Source organism: Actinoplanes sp. NPDC048988, from assembly GCF_043197815.1.
In the GTDB taxonomy this organism is placed as follows: Bacteria; Actinomycetota; Actinomycetes; order Mycobacteriales; family Micromonosporaceae; genus Actinoplanes.
Genome location: NZ_JBICTW010000002.1, coordinates 395492 through 414001 on the forward strand (window position 1 = coordinate 395492; position 18510 = coordinate 414001).

An 18510-nucleotide genomic window follows, 5' to 3' on the forward strand; every position below is an offset into this window, starting at 1 on the left:
GGTTCTCCCTGGAGGTCACCCCGACGCGGCCGATGGGGCGGGTGTCCGAGCAGAAAGGCCTCCCCCGATGCCTCAGCCCCAGAACCTCATCCTCATCGCCGAGGACGACAGCGACATCCGTGACCTGCTCACGGTGACGCTGGAGTCGGCCGGCTTCCGCACCGTCGCCGCCAAGGACGGCAACACGGCGGCGCGGATCCTCAAGGTCGCCCGCCCGGCCGGCCTCATCACGGACGTCCGCATGCCCGCGCTCAACGGAATGGAGCTGACCCAGATAGCCCGGCTCGACCCCGCGAGCCGCGACACCGCGATCCTCATGATCTCGGCCAACACGCACGCACACGACATCGACGCGGGCCTCGGCGCCGGAGCCGACCGCTACCTGCCCAAGCCGCTCTCGCCGCAACGGGTCGTCGCCGAACTGCGCGACCTTCTTGAAGGGAAACAGCCATGACCGCGCTTCTCGACCGCCCCACGGACACCGACGCGTTCGCCCGGGCCATGTCCTCCCGGCCGTTCTCCATGCCGGTGGCGCCCAGCATCCTCATCGCGGACGACGACGACGAGGTCCGCGACGTGATCGAGTACCGCCTGCAGGTGGCCGGATTCCGTACGCTCACCGCCGACAACGGCCGCTCGGCGCTGACTCTGGCCGTCGAGCGCCGCCCGCAGGTGATCATCCTGGACGTCACGATGCCCCAGCTCGACGGCCTCGCGGTCTGCACCGAGCTGCACAACTCGGCCGCCACGGCCGAGATCCCGGTCCTGATGATCAGTGGCCACGCCGAGCCGGCCCGCCTGCTCGCCGCCGGCGCCGACGACTTCCTGCCCAAGCCGTTCAGCTCCCGCGAGATGATGCGCCGCGTGAACTGGCTCCTGCTCTCGAGCTAAGTTGTCGCCCCAGTCAAGTTGAGTTACTTTTCGCTCATGGAGCCTGACGTAGTGGAAGAACCCGAAGAGATCGTGGAGCCGGCCACCCCGGTGGCCGGCCTGATCCGGCTGGAGTCGTCGGACGACGCCGGCGCGTGCTCCCCGGACGGATGGTGCGACTGATGACCGGCAGCGTGTTCGGCCGGGCGGCCGAGCCCATCCTGATCGACATCTGGAGCGACGTCGTCTGCCCGTTCTGCTACCTCGGCCACGCGGTCCTCGCCGAGGCCGTCGAGCAGCACCCGCACGGCTCCGCGGTGCGGATCCGCTACCACAGCTTCCAGCTGAACCCCGGCTTCGCGCCCGGTGAGGCCGTCCTGGCCGACGACTACCTGGCCCAGAGCCACGGCATGCCGAAGGCGCAGATCGAGGCCTCGCACGCCCAGCTCGCCTCCCGCGGCGCCGCCGCCGGCCTCGACTACCAGTTCGCCAAGGCGCAGATGGTGAACACCCTCGACGCGCACCGCGTGATCCACCTGGCCAAGGCACACGGTCAGGAGAGCGCCATGGTCGAGCGCCTGTTCCGCGCCGAGTTCACCGAAGGCCTCAACCTGGCCGACCACGGCATCCTGGCCGACCTGGCGGCCGAGCTGGGCCTCGACCGCGCCGAGGCGGTGCAGACCTTGGCGAACAAGGGCTACGAGAAGGACATCCGCGCCGACCTGTCCCGCGCCCGCGAGCTGGGCATCAGCGGCGTCCCGTTCTTCGTCTTCGACAACAAGCGGGCCGTCTCCGGCGCCCAGCCCGTCGAGCTGTTCCGCCGCGCCCTCGACCTGGCCTGGGAAGACCGGCAGACTCAGCCGGCATGACCCGCTTGCGCGCCGACGCGAGACGCAACGTCGAGGGCATCCGCCGGGCCGCCCTCGACGTTTTCCGCGCCCGCGGCCTGACCACCCCGCTGGACGAGGTGGCCAAGGCCGCCGGCGTGAGCAAGGGCACCATCTACCACCGCTTCGGCAGCCGCCACGGCTTGATCGACGCCGTGGTCGACGACCTGGTGGCCGAACGCATCGCCGACATCATCGAGGCCGTCTCGTCCTTGACCGACCCGCTGGCCCGCTTCGAGCAGTACCTGCTGCGCATGTGGCTCCTGCAGTACGACGAGCCCGCCGCCAACGACGTCCTGGTCCGGGCCCTGCCCGACTCGGAGCAGCTGACCACCCTGTGCGACCGCGCCAGCCGCTTCGGCCGCCGCCTCCTGGAGGACGCCCAGTCAGCCGGCGTCATCCGCCCCGACCTGACCCCCACCGACCTGACATACCTGATCCTGGAACGCGGCGCCGCCCTGCGTACCTGCGCCAAACAGTCCCGCCCCGACTACGAACGCCGCCTCGACTTCCTCCTCCACGGCCTCCGATCTGAACCCCGCTAGTTTCCGGTCGTGTGCCCGACGTAGGCGCGCAACCCCACGCGATCCATTTCGTCGAGCGCGCGCACGTCGAAGACGTTCATGGGTGGATCGCCCGCACGTTCCCGCCAGCCCGCCATACGCACGGACACCCATTCCAGGTTGACCTCGCCGTTCTCGGTGTGGAAGCCGCCGCCGCGCTCGAAAAGCCGTACCAGAGGTTCGAAAGGGTCCTCAAGGTCGCTTGGCAACGCGACGCCGGGAGTTCCGCGCAGGGCAGCCCAACGCAGGATGAACGGCACCAGCCGGCGCACAGACCGGTTGCCGGGCCCCACCTTCGCGACCACGGCGTCAACGACCTCCTGGTCGACGTCGACGCCCGGGGCGACGCACGCGGCGATGTCATAGAAGGGCACAGCGGTGTCGCAGCCATAAACAGCCGCCCACCTGGCCGCCCTCCGGAAGTACTCCTTCACGAGCGCAGCCCTGGACCAGGCCTTGTCGCCACCGCGTCGCCAATCGACGGCGGCCAAGCGATCGGCCATCTCCTGTACGGCGTCTTCCGGCGTCATCGTTCCCATCCTCGCAATGCGGCGTCCACGATCTCGTCGAGGTTCGACAGGTCTGGCGCGATCTCCAGCTCGTCCCCTCGCAAACCGAATGCCGACCAGTGTGCAAGCGGAGCCTCCGGCCGCCAAGCGTTGGGCGCCAGATCATGGGCACCGGGGTCAGCCGGATTGACGATGCTGTCCCCCTCGGCGTTGAAAGAGTCCGGATGGGAAGAGCGATAAGGAAAGCCGGCTTCCATCAGCTTGTTCTCGACATACTCGTGAGCGACGAGCGCACGGAAGTCGAGGGACTCGTCCGCGCTGAGGCCGCCTCGGACGGCGCCCTCCCACATGTCAGCGATGTCATCGTCGGGCGTGAAATATCCGCGTTCGACCCAATCGGGACCGAGCGCGATGTCGTGCTCCTCGACGAACAGGTTCCGATGCATCCTCGCGACGACCGCGGGGTCGATCCCCGTGTTCGCCGCGACGATGGCCGCCTCTTCGGGACTGTTCCGGATACGCAGATAGGCGTCCGCCGCCCGGCGCGTGAAGCCGGACCCGCTGTCGACGAAGTCGGCGCCACGGGGAAAGTCCGGCCGGAACTCGCCTCTAGGATCGCCCCCGACGCCGGCCCCACCCGCCATAGCGGCCCGTCCTGCCCGAGAGACGTGCGCGACAGATTCATGCGCTTGAGCCACAGTGCCCGCCGCCTGTGATGCTCCCCGGCCGCGGCGAAGGGACGGCGGCTCACCATCGCCGCCGCGCGGTGCCCTGGGCCGCCCGCTCACCCCGCCAACGCTAACAATGCCCGTCGAGGGAAACGCCAGCCATTCCCGGCGCCCGGCCCGACTTCGGAGGCCGCCCACTGAACGGCACCTTCACCGCCCCGCAGCGCCACCACCGCCCCGCAGCGCCACCACCGCATCGCAGCGCAACCACCGCATCGCGGGGCTTCCGGGGGCTCGGCCCCCGGAGCAGATATGACGAGGGCGACCAGGTCCGCGCTTTCCGCGGACACAGGTCGCCCATCGCTCTCGTGGAGCTGAGGGGACTCGAACCCCTGACCCCCACACTGCCAGTGTGGTGCGCTACCAGCTGCGCCACAGCCCCTTGCTTGTCCCCGGTGTCCCGGGCACGGAGGAAATACTACACACCCTCGGCGGGTGCCCGCCGGGACCCCCTCCCCCTCAGTTCATCGCCGGGTCGGGTGGGAAGTGGGCGACGGCGGCCAGGATGTCGCCCTGGCGGCGCAGGACCATGGCCCACAGGTCGTCCGGGCGGTTGATGAACGGGTCGCCGGGCAGGGCGTCCAGCAGGAACCACGAGCCGGCGGCGATCTCCTCTTCCAGCTGGCCGGCGGACCAGCCCGAGTAGCCGGCGAAGACGCGGACGCCGGCCACGCTGTCGCGCAGGCGTTCCGGGTCGGTGGAGAGGTCGACGGTGCCCAGGGCTCCGGACACCTGGTGGAAGCCGGACACCCGCTTTTTCACCTCGGGGCGGGTGCGGGCCAGGCAGATCGCCGACTCGGGCTGCACCGGGCCGCCCTCGAACAGGACCGCCGGGTCGCCCGCCAGCTCGCCCCACGTGCCGAGGACGTCGGAGACCGGGACCTCCGTCGCCCGGTTGAGGACCACGCCCAGGGCGCCGCCCGTCTCGTGGGCCACGAGCAGCACGACCGTACGGTCGAAATTAGGGTCTTTGAGGGTGGGGGTGGCCACCAGGAGCCGGCCGGTCATGGACTCCATCGACCGGCCTCCGATCCGCTGACCCTCGCTATACACGGGCAGCCCGCAGCGTCACGCACAACGCTTCCACCAACGCCATGAACGCACATTAGCCCGAGTTTCCGGCCACCGATAAGGTCTGGCCATGAACGCAGCGGCGGAGATCGGCGTCATCGGTGGCTCAGGGCTGTACGCCCTCCTGGATGACGCGGTCGAGCAGGTCGTGTCCACGCCCTACGGTGAGCCGTCCGACCCGATCACGATCGCCCGAGTGGGTGACCGCCGCGTCGCCTTCCTGCCGCGCCACGGGCGTGACCACCGCTTCCCGCCGCACAAGATTCCCTACCGGGCGAATCTTTGGGCGCTTCGCGCTTTGGGTGTACGGCAGATCGTCGCGCCCTGCGCGGTCGGTGGCCTCCGGCCCGAGCTCGGCCCGGGCACTTTCGTGGTGCCCGACCAGCTCATCGACCGGACCAGTGGGCGCGCGCAGACCTACTACGACTCCGGCGCCGTCCACGTGAACTTCGCCGACCCGTACTGCCCGGACGGCCGCGCCGTCGTGCTGGCGGCCGCCCGTCCGGTCGATCCGGTCGACGGCGGCACCATGGTGGTGGTCGAGGGCCCGCGGTTCTCCACCCGCGCCGAGTCGCGCTGGTTCACGTCGATCGGCGGCACGATCGTCAACATGACCGGCCACCCGGAGGCCGTGCTGGCCCGCGAGCTCGGGCTCTGCTACACGTCGATCGCCCTGGTCACCGACCTGGACGCCGGGGTCGAGGGCGATCACGGTGTCACCCAGGAGGAGGTTTTCCGGGTGTTCGCCGAGAACACGGAGCGCCTCCGATCCGTACTCCTGGAAGCGGTGAGCAATCTCCCCGCGCGACGGACCTGCCCTTGCGCGTCAGCGCTGGAGGGCATGAAGCTGCCGATCGAGTTACCGTGATCGAATGACGGACGCCGATGGCTTCTTCGGGGAGAAGGTCGCCGAGAAGTACGACATCCCCAACGACCCGCAGTTCGATCCGGCGGTCGTGGCGCTGACCGCTGACGTGCTGGCCGATCTGGCCGGCGGCGGCCGGGCCCTGGAGTTCGCGATCGGCACCGGCCGGGTGGCGGTCCCGCTGGCCGAGCGCGGCGTCGAGGTGCATGGCATCGACATGTCCCGCGCGATGCTGGCCCGTCTGCGTCCCAAGCCCGGCGCCGAGAACATCGGCGTGACGGTCGGCGACTTCACCACCACGCGCGTGGACGGTGAGTTCGACCTGGTCTACCTGGTCTTCAACACGATCATGAACGTGACCACGCAGCAGGGCCAGGTCGCCGCGTTCCGCAACGCCGCGGCCCATCTGCGTCCCGGCGGCCGCTTCTTGATCGAGGTGATGCTCCCGGAGCTGCGCAAGCTGCCGCCCGGCCAGACCGCCGTCCCGTTCACCGTCACCCCCACGAGGCTCGGCTTCGACACGTACGAGCCGGCCACCCAGGCCATGGCCTCGATCCACGTCGTCGACGGCGAGATGACCTCGATTCCTTTCCGGTACGTCTGGCCGGCCGAACTCGACCTCATGGCCCAGCTCGCCGGCCTGGAGCCGGAGCATCGCTGGGAGTCGTGGTCCCGCGACCCGTTCCACAACGAGAGCGAGTCGCACATCTCCACCTGGGTTCGCCCCATTATGTGACTACAGTCACATCCGGGTCCTGCTGTTTCGCGCACAGGGGTCGATGCGTGATGGTATTCGCCGTTGATCCTCGGCGAAGGGACTCCCTCGTGGAACGGCGTCTGGGCCGCCTCGGCGTGCGCGCGGCATCGGTCGGCTTGCTTCTGGCGGGACTGGTCGGCGGCGTCTACCTGGGCAAGGAGCGGGTGGACGCGTCCCCCGCCGCTTCCGGCGCGCCGGTGAACCTGATGGTCGAGGCGCAGGACCTGACCTTGCTCAAGCAGCGCCAGGCCACCCACGCCGCCGCCCGCGCCTGGCAACGCGAGGCCGAGGGCGCCGCCGCGGCCAAGGCGGCCGCCGCCGCCAAGCTCACCGCGGCCCGCGCGCACGAGCTCGAGAAGCAGGTCATCGAGGACAAGAAGAAGGCCGAGGCGAAGAAGAAGGCCCTGGAGAACGGTGGCCCGGTCCCCTACAGCGGCCCGATCCCCGGCTCCTGCAACGAGTTCAGCGGCAGCCGCGAAATCGGCTGCGCCCTGATGCTCGAAGCCGGCTTCGGCATCGACCAGTTCCCCTGCCTCAACAAGTTGTGGGACAAAGAGAGCGGCTGGAACTACAAGGCCGAAAACAAGTCCTCGGGCGCGTACGGCATCCCCCAGTCCCTCCCCGGCAAGAAGATGGCCTCCGAGGGCGCCGACTGGAAGACCAACCCCGCCACCCAGATCAAATGGGGCCTCGGCTACGTGAAGGGCCGCTACAAAACGCCGTGCGGCGCCTGGCAGAACTTCCAGAACAACGGCAACTACTAGCCGATCCTTGACTCTCCCCGAGCCGGCGCTCAGCTCAGCCGGGTTCTCGGCCGGGTGACGACCGCGAGCAGGGCCATGGCGGTCAGGACGGCCGCGAGGATGAAGCCGGTGAGCACATAGGAACCGGTGCTGGCAAAAGTGGCGAAGGCGCCGATGCTCAGAAGCGAGCCCAGGGCGCCGATCGAGAGCACCGAGCCGAAGGATCCGATCGACAGGATCGACAGGATCGAGCCGGCGGACGCCACCGACAGGATCGAGCCGAGTGAGGCCACGGACAGGATCGAGTCCTTCGAGCAGACGCTGAGAATCGAGCCACTGGACCGGTACGACAGGATGTTCCGCGATCGCGACATGGCTCAATGCTGGCGGTCGCCGCCTGGTTTCACATCGCCCCGCCGGATCCACGGGGGCTGATCCCGGAATCAACTGACTGGCTGATGTGCGGCGGGTCTGACACCATCGGGGTCATGCCGCCGCGCCTCGAGCGAATGACGCGCCCCTTCCCGGGGCTCTTCGGCGTGCGCTAGCAACACGACCCACTACCAGGCCCCTGTCGTGCGGGGTCTGTCGTGTCGTCTCCCGCTGCCGGCAGGGCGAGCGGAGAGACATGACTTCCTACTTCACGACCGCTATTCCGTACGTCAATGCCGCCCCTCACCTCGGGCATGCGCTGGAGCTTGTGCAGGCCGATGTTCTCGCACGTCACGCGCGTTCACGGGGGCGGCCGGTGCGGTTTCTGACCGGGACCGACGACAACGCTCTCAAGAATGTCGCCGCCGCGCGCGCCGCCGGGGTGGATGTTCGGGCCTTTGTCGAGGGCAATGCCGCCCGGTTCGCCGGGCTGCGCGAACCCCTCGCCCTGTCGTTCGACGACTTCATCAGCACCAGTTCCGACCCTCGTCACGCGGCCGGTGTGGAGCGGCTGTGGCGTCGGTGTGCCGCCGCCGGTGATTTCTACCGCCGACGGTATGAGGGGCTTTACTGCGCCGGCTGCGAGCAGTTCTATCCCGAAGCCGAGCTGGCCGGCGGCCTCTGTCCGGAGCACCGGACGGCTCCCGAAACCGTGGCCGAGGAGAACTGGTTCTTCCGGCTGTCCCGCTACACGGATCAACTGCTGGAAATCCTCGAGAGCGGCCGGGTGCGCGTCGAGCCCCGGGCTCGCCGCAATGAGGTTCTTGCTTTTGTACGGGCCGGTCTCGCCGATTTCAGTGTCTCCCGCCCGGCCGCGCGGGCCGGCGGCTGGGGCATTCCGGTGCCCGGCGACCCGGACCAGGTGGTGTACGTCTGGTGGGACGCCCTCGCCAACTACGTCACCGCGCTCGGCTACGGCACCGGCGACCCCGCGTACGAAAGGTGGTGGGTGGACTCGGCCGAGCGGGTGCACGTGATCGGGAAGGGCATCGTCCGCTTCCATGCCGTGTACTGGCCGGCCCTGCTCCTGTCGGCCGGTCTCCCCCTGCCGACCGCCGTGTTCGTGCACGACTACCTCACCGTGGACGGCGCCAAGCTCGCCAAGAGCGCCGGCAACGCCGTCGACCCGGCCGGCCTCGCCGACCGGTACGGCGGGGACGCGGTCCGCTGGTGGCTGCTCCGCGAGGTGGCCCGAACCGGTGACACCGACTTCACCCTCGATCGGCTGATCCACCGGGCCGACACCGACCTGGCCAACGGTCTCGGCAACCTGGTGAACCGCACGCTGACCCTCGTTCACAAGTACCGCGCCGGCCAGGTGCCGCCGGGCGCCCGCCTGTCCGGTGCGAGTGCCACGCTGGCCGCCCGTATCGACCGTACCCTCGGCAATTTCGACTTTCGAGCCGCCACGGACGCGCTCGTGTCCGTGGTGGACGAGGGTAATCGGCTGGTCGAGGACACTCGCCCGTGGGAGCTCGCCCGCGCCGAACGCGGCGGCGACGGCTCCGCGACCGAACTCCTCGACACCGTGCTGGCCACTTTGGTCGCGACATGTCGTCTGCTGGCCACCGAGTCCCAGCCGTTCCTGCCGCGGGGTGCCGACCGCCTCCGTACCCAATTGGCATCGGGGTCTCGTGTAGGCCACCCCGTGCCGGCCTTCCCCCGCCTGAGCGTTCCGCACGTAAAGTAGCCTGTTCGCTACAGAATGACCGGGGGGCGAGATGCCGTTGCCGTTCGAGCAGACGCCGCTGTGGCTGCGGACCGTGACCTGCGAATCCCCGGACCCCCACGAGGCGGCACGGCGGCGCTTACGGACGGCGTACCTCGAATTCCGCTCGGCCGTCGAGCCGCTGGCCGGTGAGATCAGCCGATCTCTGCCCATGTTCACCGATCACTCCGTCGCCCACGCCGACGCCCTGTGGGACACGGCCTCGCTGGTGTGCGGCGACGTCGTACCCATCAATCCGGCCGAGGCGTTCGTCCTCGGCGGCGCCTTCCTGCTGCACGATCTGGGCATGGGGCTGGCGTCCTACCGCGGCGGGACCGTGGCGCTGGAGAAGGACCCGCAATTCGACGACCTGTACGTGATGGCCCGCACCCGGCTGCGCCGCGGTGACCCCTTCGCGGACGCCGGCGCCGTCGACCGGGACGCGCGCGAGCAGACGATCGCCGACCTGTTGCGGCTGCGGCACGCGGAGCAGGCCGAACGGCTCGTCACCACGGCGTTCCGTACGTCCGACGGCGAACCGTTCTATCTGCTGGGCGATCCGGTCCTGCGGCACACGTTCGGATCGATCATCGGCCGGCTCGCCCGCAGCCACTGGTCGGACGTGTCGGAGCTCCAGGGATTCGAGGTGCCGCTGGGCTCCTGCGTCGAGCATCCGCCCACGTGGGAGGTCGACCCGCTCAAGCTGGCCTGCGTCCTGCGCCTGGCCGACATCACGCAGATCGACCACCGGCGCGCGTCGACCTACCTGCACGCGTTCCGGCAGCCGGCGGGCACGTCCCGCGATCACTGGTACTTCCAGGAACGCCTGACCCGGCCCCGGGTCGACGGGGACCGTCTCGTCTACACCTCGTCGCGCCCGTTCGGCCGGGACGAGGCGGCCGCCTGGTGGCTCGCGTACGACTCGGTGCGCGGCATCGACAACGAGCTGCGCCGGGTGGACGCCCTCTGCGCGGATCTGAGCCGCCCCCGGTTCGCCGTCCGCTCGGTGGCCGGCGCGGACTCGCCGGAACGGCTGGCCTCGTACATCCGCACCGACCGCTGGGAACCGATGGACGCCCAGGTCCGCGTCAGCGACGCCACCCAGCTCGTCGCCAACCTGGGCGGTGTCGACCTGTACGGCAACAAGCCCCAGATCGCGATGCGGGAGCTGATCGCCAACGGCGCCGACGCGACTCGCGCCCGCGCCGTCCACGAGGAGTCGCCCGGCGGTGCGGTCACGGTCCGCCTGCGACAGTCGGATGACGTGTGGTGGCTGGAAGTCGAGGATCACGGCATCGGCATGTCACCGGAGACGATGGTGTCCGCCCTGACCGATTTCGGCATCTCACACTGGCAGAACGCGTCGATGCTGGCCGCGTTCCCGCGCCTGCTCGCCAAGGGTTTCGAGCCCACCGGCCGCTTCGGCATCGGCTTCTTCGCGGTGTTCATGATCGCCGACGAGGTTCAGGTACGCAGCCTCGCGTACGACGAGGCGCCCCGTACCACCCACGTCCTCGAGTTTCACCATGGCGTCGCCGCACGGCCGCTGCTGCGGGTGGCCGACGTCCACGAGCGGCTGCGCAGCAGCGGAACCATAGTGCGGGCGCGACTGCGCCACGACCCGCGCACCGTCGAGGGGCTGTTCAAGACCACCGACCGCCGGCTGACCCACAACCAGCTGCTGCACAGCCGGCTGACCCGCATGTGCGCGCTCGCCGAGGTGGACGTCGCGGTTCAAGGACCCAACGACCCGGCGCCGGTACGGATCGTCCAGGCCGGCGACTGGACCCGGATCCCCCCGGCCGAGTTGTTCCGCCGCATCTACCGCCGCGACGAGGCGAACCACCTCGACCGCATCATCTACGACGGCTACGAACGCTGGTTCGTCCAGCACGCCGACGACCTGCTCGACGACGAGGGCGCGATCATCGGCCGCGCCATGGTCGCCACCGGCTGGGAGGCGGTCCACCCGGACCTGCGCTGGATGCGGCCGACCAAGGCGCCGATCTACGTGGGCGGTTTCGAGTCGGGCGAGATCTGGTGGTGCCTGGGCGCGTTCGTCGGCCGCCCCCTGACGGCCGACCGGCTCAAGGCGTTCTTGATCGCCAGCCTGGATCAGCTCCGAACATGGCTCGAAGCACAAGCAGCGACAGTCTGCGCCAGCCCGCCTGGGGCAGCCTCTCCTGGATCGAACGCGGCGACCGCCCCCCGAAGTTCTTCACGTTCGGCGACGGTGACCCGGTGAGCCTCCCGGACGACTGCCTCCTTGTGGAGATGAACCCGGAGTGGGTCATCCCCGAGGAGGTCTGCCCCAGCCCCCGCGACGAACGTTTCGCCCACGCGGTCGAGGGCGACGACGCCTGGGATCCACGCCGCTGGTGGTACGACACCGGCAACTTCGGCTCAGTCGGCTTGGCCATCCGCACGATAGCCGAGGTCTGGAACATCGACGTGACCGAAGCGATCCACCTCATGGAGCCGCTGCACCTGCAAACCGACGGCGACCACCGCCCGGCCTTACCGACCTCGGACAACAACGGAACCGTACGGGTAACCGCCCTCCGCATGCGCCGCCCGTCCGTCAGCGCTCAGATCCATTCGCTCAAGTCGTAGATCCGAGCACAATAATCGTCACGGGAGGCGACCGGACGATGGCTCTTCAGGCCGTCATACTCGATCAACGACGGCAGCACGGAAGGAAAAGTACCTCCCCGGCCGGGGCTGACCGTCCCATCCGCCTCCGTCAAGGGAAGATCGATCCCGATGATCTCGCCCGTGGCGCCTTCGGTGACGTAAAGGCGGTGGCTACGCGGGTTCAGGACGAGGAAGCCGCTTACCGAGAAAATATCCTCGAACCACAGCCGGCCACCGCCGTACAGGAATTGGCGAAGCATCGAGAAATAATTCATGTCGTACTGCCCGGCACGGCGATCGGCGGAGAACCCGGCGTCCATGGCGTGGACGACAACGTTTCCGTGGCTGTCGACTTCGCCGACCGCGGCGCGCAGATCAGCCGCCGTCAGCGTGCGCAGCCAATCGACCGCGGCGTCGACATCGAGTTCGGCGCCGTCACCGCCGACAAGAGTGAATTCAACGGCAACGCCAGCCGGCGCTTCGACACCGGCTCGCAGAATGACGCGTGTGTGATCGAGTCCAGCGCGAACAACACCACCAAGGCGTACCGAATCAACGCACGGTGACCCGAAAGGCCCCATGACCAGTGGGCCGACGATTCGCAGTAACAACTCATGGAGATGGTTCTCTCGGTCCACGACTGACGCGTCCTCGGCTTGAGTAGCGGTACTTGCCCCTAGATCTTATTGATCCGGTCCGGTCATCCGGCACGTCGACATCGGCCTCCCGCGCCGTCGCCCGTACCGGGGGGACCGTCGTCTCATGCTGCCCACTGACGGACACGTACACACCGAATGGTCCTGGGACTGCGCGACCGGCGACATGGAGTCCACCTGCGCCCGAGCGTCGACGTTGGGCCTCCCAGCCGTCGCCTTCACCGAACACCTGGACTTCACCGTCTGGACCAATGTGGAACCGGCGCCGGACGCCCCCGCCAAGGTGACCAACCTGATCAGCACGGACGGGACACTGGCCCCGCCACCGCTCGACGTCGACGGCTACCTGTCCTGCGTCCAGCGCTGCCGTGACAAATTCCCCGGCCTGCTGATTTTCACCGGGGTCGAGGCCGGCGAACCGCACTGGCACCGGGACCAATTCGCCAGGATCCTCGGGGCGGGACAGTTCGACCGTGTGCTCGCCTCCCTGCACACCCTGCCACTGGGCGGCGGACTCAACGAGCCGGGTGAGCATTTCGCGCGGCGCCCGGCCGCGGACGTGGTCCGCGACTATCTGGCCGAGATACCACGGCTGGTAGCCGGCTTCGCCGACTTCGAAGCCCTCGCCCACATCGACTTCGTCAGCCGCTTCTGGCCGGCGTCCGCCGGTCCCTTCAAACCCACGGACTTCGAAGAGCATTTCCGGTACGCGTTGACGGCGGTCGCGACCACCGACCGGGCACTGGAGGTCAACACCAACCGCAAGCCGTTCCCCGAGATCGTCCGGTGGTGGCGCGAGGTGGGCGGCAAGGCGATCACCTTCGGCAGCGACGCGCACGACCCGTCCTTCGTCGGCAACGGCTTCGCCGAAGCGGTCGCCTTGGCCGAGGCGCTGGGTTTCCGCCCGGGCCGCCACCCGTACGACAAGTGGTACGCCTGAGGGGTGACATCATCAAACGCATGACAACTGGCGTGACGCCTTCGACGCTCGCACCCCGGGCCGCCGTGGTGGGTGTCGTCACCGGCCTGTTCCTGATGGCCTTCTTCACCCTGATGTGGTCCGCCAACACGTTCGCCGCGTGGCCGGCGGCTGTCGCATGGCCCATCTGGGCGGCGTTCGCGATCCTGGCTGTGTGCTTCATCGCGCAGGGCGTGCGGCTGATCGGATTACGCAAACGCTTCCCGGCGAAGCTTTCCGCGGAGGACGAGCAGTACCGGCGCAGCAGCGGCCGGGCGTTCGGCATCATCTTCGGCGCGGAGGCCTTGGCGATCTGGATCGTCGTGCTGATCCTCAACGCCACCGGCCAAGCCGACTACGTGGTGCCGGCCATCGCCCTGATCGTCGGCCTGCACTTCTACCCCATGGCCCGCGTCTTCCGGCGCACCATCGACCTTTACCTGGCCACGTGGACGACCCTGGTCGGGCTGGCCGGCATCGGCGCCCTCGCCGCGGGCGCCTCGAAAGATCCCGTCATCGGCATGGTCGCCGTGGGCGCCGCCTTGGCCACCACGATCTACGGGGTCTACATCTCCCGCGAGGCCGGCAAGCTGATCCGCGGCGCCCGGCAGGCGGCTTGACGAGCGGCAGACACCAGACCGTCTCGCACAATCGGCGAAACAACCGTCACACAGCGGGTTCCCGGGGGCTACACCCCCGCAGCCGACATGACGAGGCGGCGTGGTTCGCGCTTTCGAACGCACGCCGCCTGCCGACTCGTGGACCTACTGCCCGCCTTCAGACCCGGAAGCCTGCGACCAAGGATCGGAGTTCCGCGCTGGTGCGGGCCAGATCGTCCGCGCTGCCCCGGGAATGCGCGACCGCCGATGCGGTGACGGCCGCCGCCGACGCGACACCGTTGATGTTCATCGCGATCTCGGAGCTGCTGCCGGCCACCTCGGCCACGTTGCGGCCCATCTCGCTGGCCGTGGCGGTCTGTTCCTCCACCGCGGCCGCGATGACCGTCTGCAGGTCGCTGATCCGCCTGACCACGTCACCGATCCCGTCGATCGCAGTCACCGAATCGCCGGTGTCGCCCTGGATCTGGTCGACAAGCCGGGAAATCTCGGTTGTCGCCTTCGCGGTTTCCTGGGCGAGTTCCTTGACCTCGCCCGCGACGACCGCGAATCCCTTGCCCGACTCACCGGCCCGGGCCGCTTCGATGGTGGCGTTGAGGGCCAGCAGGTTGGTCTGCTCCGCGATCGCGGTGATCAGCGCGACCACCTTGCCGATCTCCGCTGACGAGGCGCCGAGCTTGCCGACAGTCCTGGTCGTCCGCTCGACCGCGGCAACCGCCTCCGTCGCGACTCGGGCCGCCTCACCCGCGCCCTTCGCGATCTCTTCGATGGCGAGCGCCATCTCGGCGCTGCCGGCTTCCAAGGTCCGTACATTGCCGGAAACGTTGTCGGCGGCGCGGGAAACCGCCCCGGCCTTCGCATCGGTCTCGGCGCTCGACGCGTCGATCTGCGCGGAGATGCCGGCCAGTTCCTGAGAGGCGCCGGCCAGCGTGACGGCGTGCCCGTTGATCGCCGAGACCGTGTCACCCAGTGAGGCGGCGGTGCGGTCGAGCGCCTGCCCGAGCACCCCCAGCTCATCCTTGCGGCCGAGCTCGACGCGGGTGGTGAGGTCGCCGCCGGCCAGCCGGTTCAGGGCGGTGACGGCGACGGCGAGCGGCCGGACCACTGAACGGGTGACCAGCACACCCATCGCCACGGCAAGCAGCACGGCGAGCGCCAAGGTGCCACCGAGAACCCGTACGCCGGTGTCGCGCACCTGCTCCACCTCGGCGGCCAACACAGCGACCCGGCCTTCGACGGACTTCTCCAGCGCGGCGGTGAGGTCGAGCACGACGCTGTAGGCGTCCGCCGCGTCACCGCCGTTGATGCTGTTCATAGCCTTGGCCCGGGCGGCCCGGGTATCCTGCGCGAGCCAGCCCATGACCGTGTCGTCCCAGGCGAAGAAGTCGTCCCAGGCGGGCTTGAGCTTGGCGAACTCCGCCTTCTCAGTCGCGGTCATCGCGTTGGTGTCGACGGCCGCGACATCGGCGTAGATCCGCTCTTTCGCGGCCAACTCGCCCTTGCGGTTGTAGTTGTCGGATTTCGTGGCGTACGCGTTGCCGAAGGCTCCCGCGTCCGCGAGCACAAGCCCTTGCCAGCCGGTCACATCCGCCGCGTCATAGGCAATGGTTTGAATGTCGTCGCGCAAGCCCTGCAGCGTGGCCAGCGCCCGTTGTTTCTCCGTCTGCTGACCCAGACTCCACCAGCCGACACCGGCTGCCGTGATGATCAAAGCGGTAAGAACAAGGTAGGAAGCGCCGAGCCTTTTGCCGACGCTCGCATCCCTGATGCGCATGAAAGGCCCCCGATGGTCGGGCCCACACGGGCCCACCGCTTACCATCGGCATCTCGGCCGCCGCGTTAAGACCTACAAAACCGCAAGACCCCAAACCCCCGTGAGCCTGATCACCACACCCCGCACGTACTGAGCCGGCACCTGACGCTGGTCGCTCGAGACGCCCCTGCCCGCCCTGACCACCCCCGGCCCCTGAACCGGGAAGGGTCTCAGGCCGCGGCGGGCTTCGCCGCGGCGAGCGCCTCACGAACGACCTGCGCGCTCGCCGGCGTTCCCGGCAGCACCCCGTACTCACCGTAGGGAGTCACGTAGACCGGAGTGTCCCGCTGGGTGCGCCAGTTCTCAGCGAGCGGCCCGGCGTCCACGGTGTCGAAGCCAAGGCTGTCGAGCAGTTCGGCGACCTGCCGTTTGGCGGCGGCGTCGTCACCGGCGATGGGAAGCGCCGATCGGTCCGCGCTGCCCGCCGGCCGCCCCAGGGACCCGAGATGCCCGAACCAAATGTTGTTGAACCCCTTCACCACGCGGCCCTCCGGAAGGTGCTTCTGCAGCAGCTCACCGGTGGTGCTGGATCCGTCCTCCAGCTCGTCGAAGACGCCGTCGCGCTCCGGGTAGTAGTTGTTGGTGTCGATGACCACCTTGCCCGCCAAGGGGCCGGCCGGGACGTCCCGGTACGCCCGCAGCGGCACCGTCACCACCACGATGTCGCCGGCTGCGGCCGCCTCCGCGGGGGTTGCGGCGCGCGCCTTCGGACCCAGTTCGGACACCAGGTCCTGGAGAGTCTGCGGACCACGCGAATTGCTCAGCACCACGTCATGACCGGCGGCGACCGCCAACCGCGCCACAGTGCTGCCGATGTTGCCGCTACCGATGAACCCGATCGTCGTCATGTCAGCGGGAACCTCGACGATCCCCGGCCGATTCCAGCGGACGACACACCGTGACGTGGGGCACACCGCCCAAGACTCGCCTCGACAGGTCGCCGCCCGGCCCACGACGGCCTGGCCCGCACGGTCGCGATCCACACCGACCTCGAAGTCCCCGAGGCCGCCCTATCCTGACCGGCATGACTCTCCCGAGCGCGTCCGACCCCGCCACCCGTGACGTGATCGCGGCCTTCGAAGCTGCGCGCAGCCGCCTGTTCGGGCGTCTCGACGGCCTGACCGACGCCGAATACCTCTGGGAACCCGTCGCCGACAGCCTCAGCATCCGCGCCGGCGACGACGGCATCTTCCGCGTCGCCGAACTGATACCGGAGCCGGTCCCGGGCGTTCCGGACCCGGTCACGACGATCGCCTGGCGCATCTGGCACATCGGAAGCCTGTGCCTGCGCGGCTACGTGACCCACTTCTTCGAAGACGTTCCGGATCTCGGCGACCGCCACGAGTGGCCGGGCACGGCGAAAGAAGGCGTCCAGGCGCTCGCGAAGGACTGGGAGCACTTCACCACCCGCATCGCCGCCCTCGGCGACAAACGCCTCCTGGCCCCGATGGGCGTCGGCCCCGGCACCTGGGCCGACGAGACCTACCTGAAGCTCACGCTGCACGCCTTGCGCGAGGTCGCCCACCACGGCGGCGAGATCGGCCTGCTCCGCGACCTGTACCTACGCCAGGACTCCTGATCCCGGCGCCCGCCGCTACGACGCCCCCGGCTCGCGTTGTCCGCGAACAGGTCGCTCCGCGCCGCTCTGGTGGAGCCGCACCCCGGCGACCCTCGTCGGCGGTGGAGCGGCCGGAAGCGGAGGTGGGTGGCGGACGCGCGCTCACCGGGATCAAGCTTTCGTTCGGCCTGCCCTGGGCCGGGTCGACGCGAGGACTTGCAGGCCCAGCGGGGTGAGGGTGTGCCGAACGGCGCGGCCTGCCCGCCGGGTGGCGGCCAGGCCGGCGGCCCGCAGCGCGGTGACGTGCCCGGACGCCGAAGCGGCGCTGATCCGCAGGTCCCGGGCCAGCTCTGTGGTGCTGCGGCCGGTGATCAGGGCGCGCAGCACCCGGGCGCGGGTGGGGCCGACGAGCGCGGCCAGCGGGTCCTCGCGGGGCTCCACCCAGGACGCGGGGGCGGGGTGGACCGGATAGGTCAGTGTCGGCCAGCCGCCCGCCTCCGCGATCACCCCGGGACGGCTCCAGAACACCGATGGCACCAGGCGCAGCCCGCGCCCGCCCAGCCGGACCTCGCCCTCGGCGGGCGAGCGCACCTCGAGCACCGGCGGCGTCCAGTGAATGTCCGGGCCCAGGGTGGCCAGCGCCGCATCGACGCCGTCGGTCAGGATCAAACTTGCGCGGTGCGCGAGCTCGGCGCGCAGCAGCGCGTCGACGGTGGTCACCGTGGGTGCGATACAGATCCGGTGGTACGCCTCCAGCGCGTCGGCGAGTCCGACCAGGGTACGGCGGTGCGCGTCGTCGATTCCCCGCAGCTCGCCGCAGGCCGTCGCCGCGCCGGTGGCGCGTAACGCGTCGGCGAACCGGTCGGTGGACCATCCGCTGTATCCCTCCGGGGTCAGGAAGTCGGGGACCAGGCCCTCTGCCGGGATCACGTCGAAGAGGGCGGCCGCCGCACCGCGTACCCGGGGCCGGACGGTCTGCCGCCACCGGTCCAGGAACGGCCCCGACACGGGCTGCCGCAGCGCCTGCACGCTACCGATGGTTTCCGCATGCCAGGCGATGTCGAAGATGACCCGGCCCCGGTCGGCGGGTTCGAACACTAGGCGCAGCATGTTTCGACCCTGCCTGAAAGGATCGCGTACG

The 18510-nt window shown here is 69.4% G+C and carries 23 protein-coding genes and 1 tRNA gene; 15 read left to right on the plus strand and 9 right to left on the minus strand.

What is annotated here, in order from left to right; translation table 11 throughout:
* Positions 1-67 precede the first annotated feature (67 nt).
* Genes ACGFJ7_RS08855 through ACGFJ7_RS08875 form a run of 5 tightly spaced genes read left to right on the plus strand, consistent with a single transcriptional unit; the run spans position 68 to position 2302 of the window.
* Positions 68-454, plus strand: a complete 387-nt coding sequence (locus ACGFJ7_RS08855; protein WP_392641648.1) for a response regulator — start codon at positions 68-70, stop codon at positions 452-454.
* Complete coding sequence (locus ACGFJ7_RS08860; RefSeq protein WP_360244675.1) at positions 451-891, plus strand: response regulator; 441 nt, start codon at positions 451-453, stop codon at positions 889-891. The genes ACGFJ7_RS08855 and ACGFJ7_RS08860 overlap by 4 nt, the downstream gene beginning before the upstream one ends.
* 36 nt (positions 892-927) lie before the next feature.
* Positions 928-1053, plus strand: a complete 126-nt coding sequence (locus tag ACGFJ7_RS08865) for a hypothetical protein (protein ID WP_360244678.1) — start codon at positions 928-930, stop codon at positions 1051-1053.
* On the plus strand, positions 1053-1739 hold the full coding sequence (locus ACGFJ7_RS08870; protein ID WP_360244681.1) for a DsbA family oxidoreductase: 687 nt from the start codon (positions 1053-1055) through the stop codon (positions 1737-1739). The genes ACGFJ7_RS08865 and ACGFJ7_RS08870 overlap by 1 nt, the downstream gene beginning before the upstream one ends.
* Positions 1736-2302 (plus strand): TetR/AcrR family transcriptional regulator, encoded by a 567-nt coding sequence (locus tag ACGFJ7_RS08875; RefSeq protein WP_392641651.1) that lies wholly within the window; start codon positions 1736-1738, stop codon positions 2300-2302. Before ACGFJ7_RS08870 ends, ACGFJ7_RS08875 begins: the two co-directional genes overlap by 4 nt.
* Here the strand turns inward: ACGFJ7_RS08875 and ACGFJ7_RS08880 are convergent.
* The 4 genes from ACGFJ7_RS08880 to ACGFJ7_RS08895 all read right to left on the minus strand — a co-directional run bounded on the left by ACGFJ7_RS08880 (position 2299) and on the right by ACGFJ7_RS08895 (position 4574).
* Entirely contained in the window at positions 2299-2850 is a 552-nt protein-coding gene (locus ACGFJ7_RS08880) for a hypothetical protein (protein ID WP_392641653.1), read from the minus strand. The two genes, ACGFJ7_RS08875 and ACGFJ7_RS08880, sit on opposite strands and share 4 nt — an antisense overlap.
* Positions 2847-3473: a hypothetical protein gene (locus ACGFJ7_RS08885; RefSeq protein ID WP_392641655.1), complete on the minus strand. Its 627-nt coding sequence runs from the start codon at positions 3471-3473 to the stop codon at positions 2847-2849. Before ACGFJ7_RS08885 ends, ACGFJ7_RS08880 begins: the two co-directional genes overlap by 4 nt.
* Positions 3474-3866: 393 nt before the next feature.
* Positions 3867-3939: transfer RNA gene (locus ACGFJ7_RS08890), tRNA-Ala, on the minus strand.
* 77 nt (positions 3940-4016) lie between these two features.
* On the minus strand, positions 4017-4574 hold the full coding sequence (locus tag ACGFJ7_RS08895; RefSeq protein WP_360244693.1) for a YqgE/AlgH family protein: 558 nt from the start codon (positions 4572-4574) through the stop codon (positions 4017-4019).
* A 124-nt stretch (positions 4575-4698) separates the two neighbouring features.
* Between ACGFJ7_RS08895 and ACGFJ7_RS08900 the strand changes: the two genes are divergently transcribed.
* The 3 genes from ACGFJ7_RS08900 to ACGFJ7_RS08910 all read left to right on the plus strand — a co-directional run bounded on the left by ACGFJ7_RS08900 (position 4699) and on the right by ACGFJ7_RS08910 (position 7014).
* Entirely contained in the window at positions 4699-5496 is a 798-nt protein-coding gene (locus ACGFJ7_RS08900) for an S-methyl-5'-thioadenosine phosphorylase (protein WP_360244696.1), read from the plus strand.
* Positions 5497-5500: 4 nt separating this feature from the next.
* On the plus strand, positions 5501-6229 hold the full coding sequence (locus tag ACGFJ7_RS08905) for a class I SAM-dependent methyltransferase (protein WP_360244699.1): 729 nt from the start codon (positions 5501-5503) through the stop codon (positions 6227-6229).
* 89 nt (positions 6230-6318) lie between these two features.
* Positions 6319-7014, plus strand: a complete 696-nt coding sequence (locus ACGFJ7_RS08910; RefSeq protein WP_392641658.1) for a lytic transglycosylase domain-containing protein — start codon at positions 6319-6321, stop codon at positions 7012-7014.
* 29 nt (positions 7015-7043) lie between these two features.
* Here the strand turns inward: ACGFJ7_RS08910 and ACGFJ7_RS08915 are convergent, their stop codons facing one another.
* A complete protein-coding gene (locus ACGFJ7_RS08915; RefSeq protein WP_360244705.1) occupies positions 7044-7367 on the minus strand; it encodes a hypothetical protein in 324 nt (107 codons plus the stop codon).
* A 254-nt stretch (positions 7368-7621) separates the two neighbouring features.
* On the opposite strand from ACGFJ7_RS08915, the gene metG reads away from it, so the two are divergent.
* The 3 genes from metG to ACGFJ7_RS08930 are packed head-to-tail and all read left to right on the plus strand — an operon-like array spanning position 7622 to position 11746.
* Complete coding sequence (metG, locus tag ACGFJ7_RS08920) at positions 7622-9115, plus strand: methionine--tRNA ligase (protein WP_392641660.1); 1494 nt, start codon at positions 7622-7624, stop codon at positions 9113-9115.
* Positions 9116-9146: 31 nt separating this feature from the next.
* Positions 9147-11378 (plus strand): ATP-binding protein, encoded by a 2232-nt coding sequence (locus tag ACGFJ7_RS08925; RefSeq protein ID WP_392641662.1) that lies wholly within the window; start codon positions 9147-9149, stop codon positions 11376-11378.
* Positions 11375-11746: a hypothetical protein gene (locus ACGFJ7_RS08930; protein WP_392641664.1), complete on the plus strand. Its 372-nt coding sequence runs from the start codon at positions 11375-11377 to the stop codon at positions 11744-11746. Before ACGFJ7_RS08925 ends, ACGFJ7_RS08930 begins: the two co-directional genes overlap by 4 nt.
* On the opposite strand, the gene ACGFJ7_RS08935 is transcribed toward ACGFJ7_RS08930, so the two are convergent.
* Positions 11722-12087, minus strand: a complete 366-nt coding sequence (locus ACGFJ7_RS08935) for a hypothetical protein (RefSeq protein ID WP_360244720.1) — start codon at positions 12085-12087, stop codon at positions 11722-11724. The two genes, ACGFJ7_RS08930 and ACGFJ7_RS08935, sit on opposite strands and share 25 nt — an antisense overlap.
* Before the next feature lie 3 nt (positions 12088-12090).
* Between ACGFJ7_RS08935 and ACGFJ7_RS08940 the strand changes: the two genes are divergently transcribed.
* The 3 genes from ACGFJ7_RS08940 to ACGFJ7_RS08950 all read left to right on the plus strand — a co-directional run bounded on the left by ACGFJ7_RS08940 (position 12091) and on the right by ACGFJ7_RS08950 (position 14001).
* Positions 12091-12333 carry a hypothetical protein gene (locus ACGFJ7_RS08940; protein WP_360244722.1) on the plus strand — a complete coding sequence of 81 codons (243 nt, stop codon included), beginning with the start codon at positions 12091-12093 and terminating at the stop codon, positions 12331-12333.
* Between the two features lie 196 nt (positions 12334-12529).
* Entirely contained in the window at positions 12530-13363 is an 834-nt protein-coding gene (locus tag ACGFJ7_RS08945) for a PHP domain-containing protein (protein ID WP_360244725.1), read from the plus strand.
* Positions 13364-13383: 20 nt separating this feature from the next.
* The gene (locus tag ACGFJ7_RS08950) at positions 13384-14001 is read left to right on the plus strand and encodes a hypothetical protein (RefSeq protein ID WP_392641667.1); all 618 of its coding nucleotides are present in this window, start codon (positions 13384-13386) and stop codon (positions 13999-14001) included.
* Positions 14002-14158: 157 nt separating this feature from the next.
* Here ACGFJ7_RS08950 and ACGFJ7_RS08955 read toward each other — a convergent pair whose 3' ends face one another.
* Both ACGFJ7_RS08955 and ACGFJ7_RS08960 read right to left on the minus strand, forming a co-directional pair.
* Positions 14159-15772 (minus strand): methyl-accepting chemotaxis protein, encoded by a 1614-nt coding sequence (locus ACGFJ7_RS08955; protein ID WP_392641669.1) that lies wholly within the window; start codon positions 15770-15772, stop codon positions 14159-14161.
* 209 nt (positions 15773-15981) lie between these two features.
* Positions 15982-16680, minus strand: coding sequence for an NADPH-dependent F420 reductase (locus ACGFJ7_RS08960; protein ID WP_392641980.1), 699 nt, complete (start codon positions 16678-16680; stop codon positions 15982-15984).
* A 155-nt stretch (positions 16681-16835) separates the two neighbouring features.
* Here ACGFJ7_RS08960 and ACGFJ7_RS08965 point away from each other — a divergent pair, with 155 nt between their 5' ends.
* Positions 16836-17390 (plus strand): DinB family protein, encoded by a 555-nt coding sequence (locus ACGFJ7_RS08965; protein ID WP_392641671.1) that lies wholly within the window; start codon positions 16836-16838, stop codon positions 17388-17390.
* Between the two features lie 150 nt (positions 17391-17540).
* On the opposite strand, the gene ACGFJ7_RS08970 is transcribed toward ACGFJ7_RS08965, so the two are convergent.
* Positions 17541-18479, minus strand: coding sequence for an ArsR/SmtB family transcription factor (locus tag ACGFJ7_RS08970; protein ID WP_392641673.1), 939 nt, complete (start codon positions 18477-18479; stop codon positions 17541-17543).
* Positions 18480-18510 lie beyond the last annotated feature (31 nt).

Coding starts and splice junctions, on each gene's coding strand:
- ACGFJ7_RS08925 (WP_392641662.1), top strand. CDS start 9,147: ATGCCGTTGCCGTTCGAGCAGACGCCGCTGTGGCTGCGGACCGTGACC.
- ACGFJ7_RS08965 (WP_392641671.1), top strand. CDS start 16,836: ATGACTCTCCCGAGCGCGTCCGACCCCGCCACCCGTGACGTGATCGCG.
- ACGFJ7_RS08880 (WP_392641653.1), bottom strand. CDS start 2,850: ATGACGCCGGAAGACGCCGTACAGGAGATGGCCGATCGCTTGGCCGCC.
- metG (WP_392641660.1), top strand. CDS start 7,622: ATGACTTCCTACTTCACGACCGCTATTCCGTACGTCAATGCCGCCCCT.
- ACGFJ7_RS08855 (WP_392641648.1), top strand. CDS start 68: ATGCCTCAGCCCCAGAACCTCATCCTCATCGCCGAGGACGACAGCGAC.
- ACGFJ7_RS08955 (WP_392641669.1), bottom strand. CDS start 15,772: ATGCGCATCAGGGATGCGAGCGTCGGCAAAAGGCTCGGCGCTTCCTAC.
- ACGFJ7_RS08870 (WP_360244681.1), top strand. CDS start 1,053: ATGACCGGCAGCGTGTTCGGCCGGGCGGCCGAGCCCATCCTGATCGAC.
- ACGFJ7_RS08900 (WP_360244696.1), top strand. CDS start 4,699: ATGAACGCAGCGGCGGAGATCGGCGTCATCGGTGGCTCAGGGCTGTAC.
- ACGFJ7_RS08865 (WP_360244678.1), top strand. CDS start 928: ATGGAGCCTGACGTAGTGGAAGAACCCGAAGAGATCGTGGAGCCGGCC.
- ACGFJ7_RS08945 (WP_360244725.1), top strand. CDS start 12,530: ATGCTGCCCACTGACGGACACGTACACACCGAATGGTCCTGGGACTGC.
- ACGFJ7_RS08915 (WP_360244705.1), bottom strand. CDS start 7,367: ATGTCGCGATCGCGGAACATCCTGTCGTACCGGTCCAGTGGCTCGATT.
- ACGFJ7_RS08860 (WP_360244675.1), top strand. CDS start 451: ATGACCGCGCTTCTCGACCGCCCCACGGACACCGACGCGTTCGCCCGG.
- ACGFJ7_RS08950 (WP_392641667.1), top strand. CDS start 13,384: ATGACAACTGGCGTGACGCCTTCGACGCTCGCACCCCGGGCCGCCGTG.
- ACGFJ7_RS08935 (WP_360244720.1), bottom strand. CDS start 12,087: ATGGACGCCGGGTTCTCCGCCGATCGCCGTGCCGGGCAGTACGACATG.
- ACGFJ7_RS08970 (WP_392641673.1), bottom strand. CDS start 18,479: ATGCTGCGCCTAGTGTTCGAACCCGCCGACCGGGGCCGGGTCATCTTC.
- ACGFJ7_RS08905 (WP_360244699.1), top strand. CDS start 5,501: ATGACGGACGCCGATGGCTTCTTCGGGGAGAAGGTCGCCGAGAAGTAC.
- ACGFJ7_RS08875 (WP_392641651.1), top strand. CDS start 1,736: ATGACCCGCTTGCGCGCCGACGCGAGACGCAACGTCGAGGGCATCCGC.
- ACGFJ7_RS08885 (WP_392641655.1), bottom strand. CDS start 3,473: ATGGCGGGTGGGGCCGGCGTCGGGGGCGATCCTAGAGGCGAGTTCCGG.
- ACGFJ7_RS08895 (WP_360244693.1), bottom strand. CDS start 4,574: ATGGAGTCCATGACCGGCCGGCTCCTGGTGGCCACCCCCACCCTCAAA.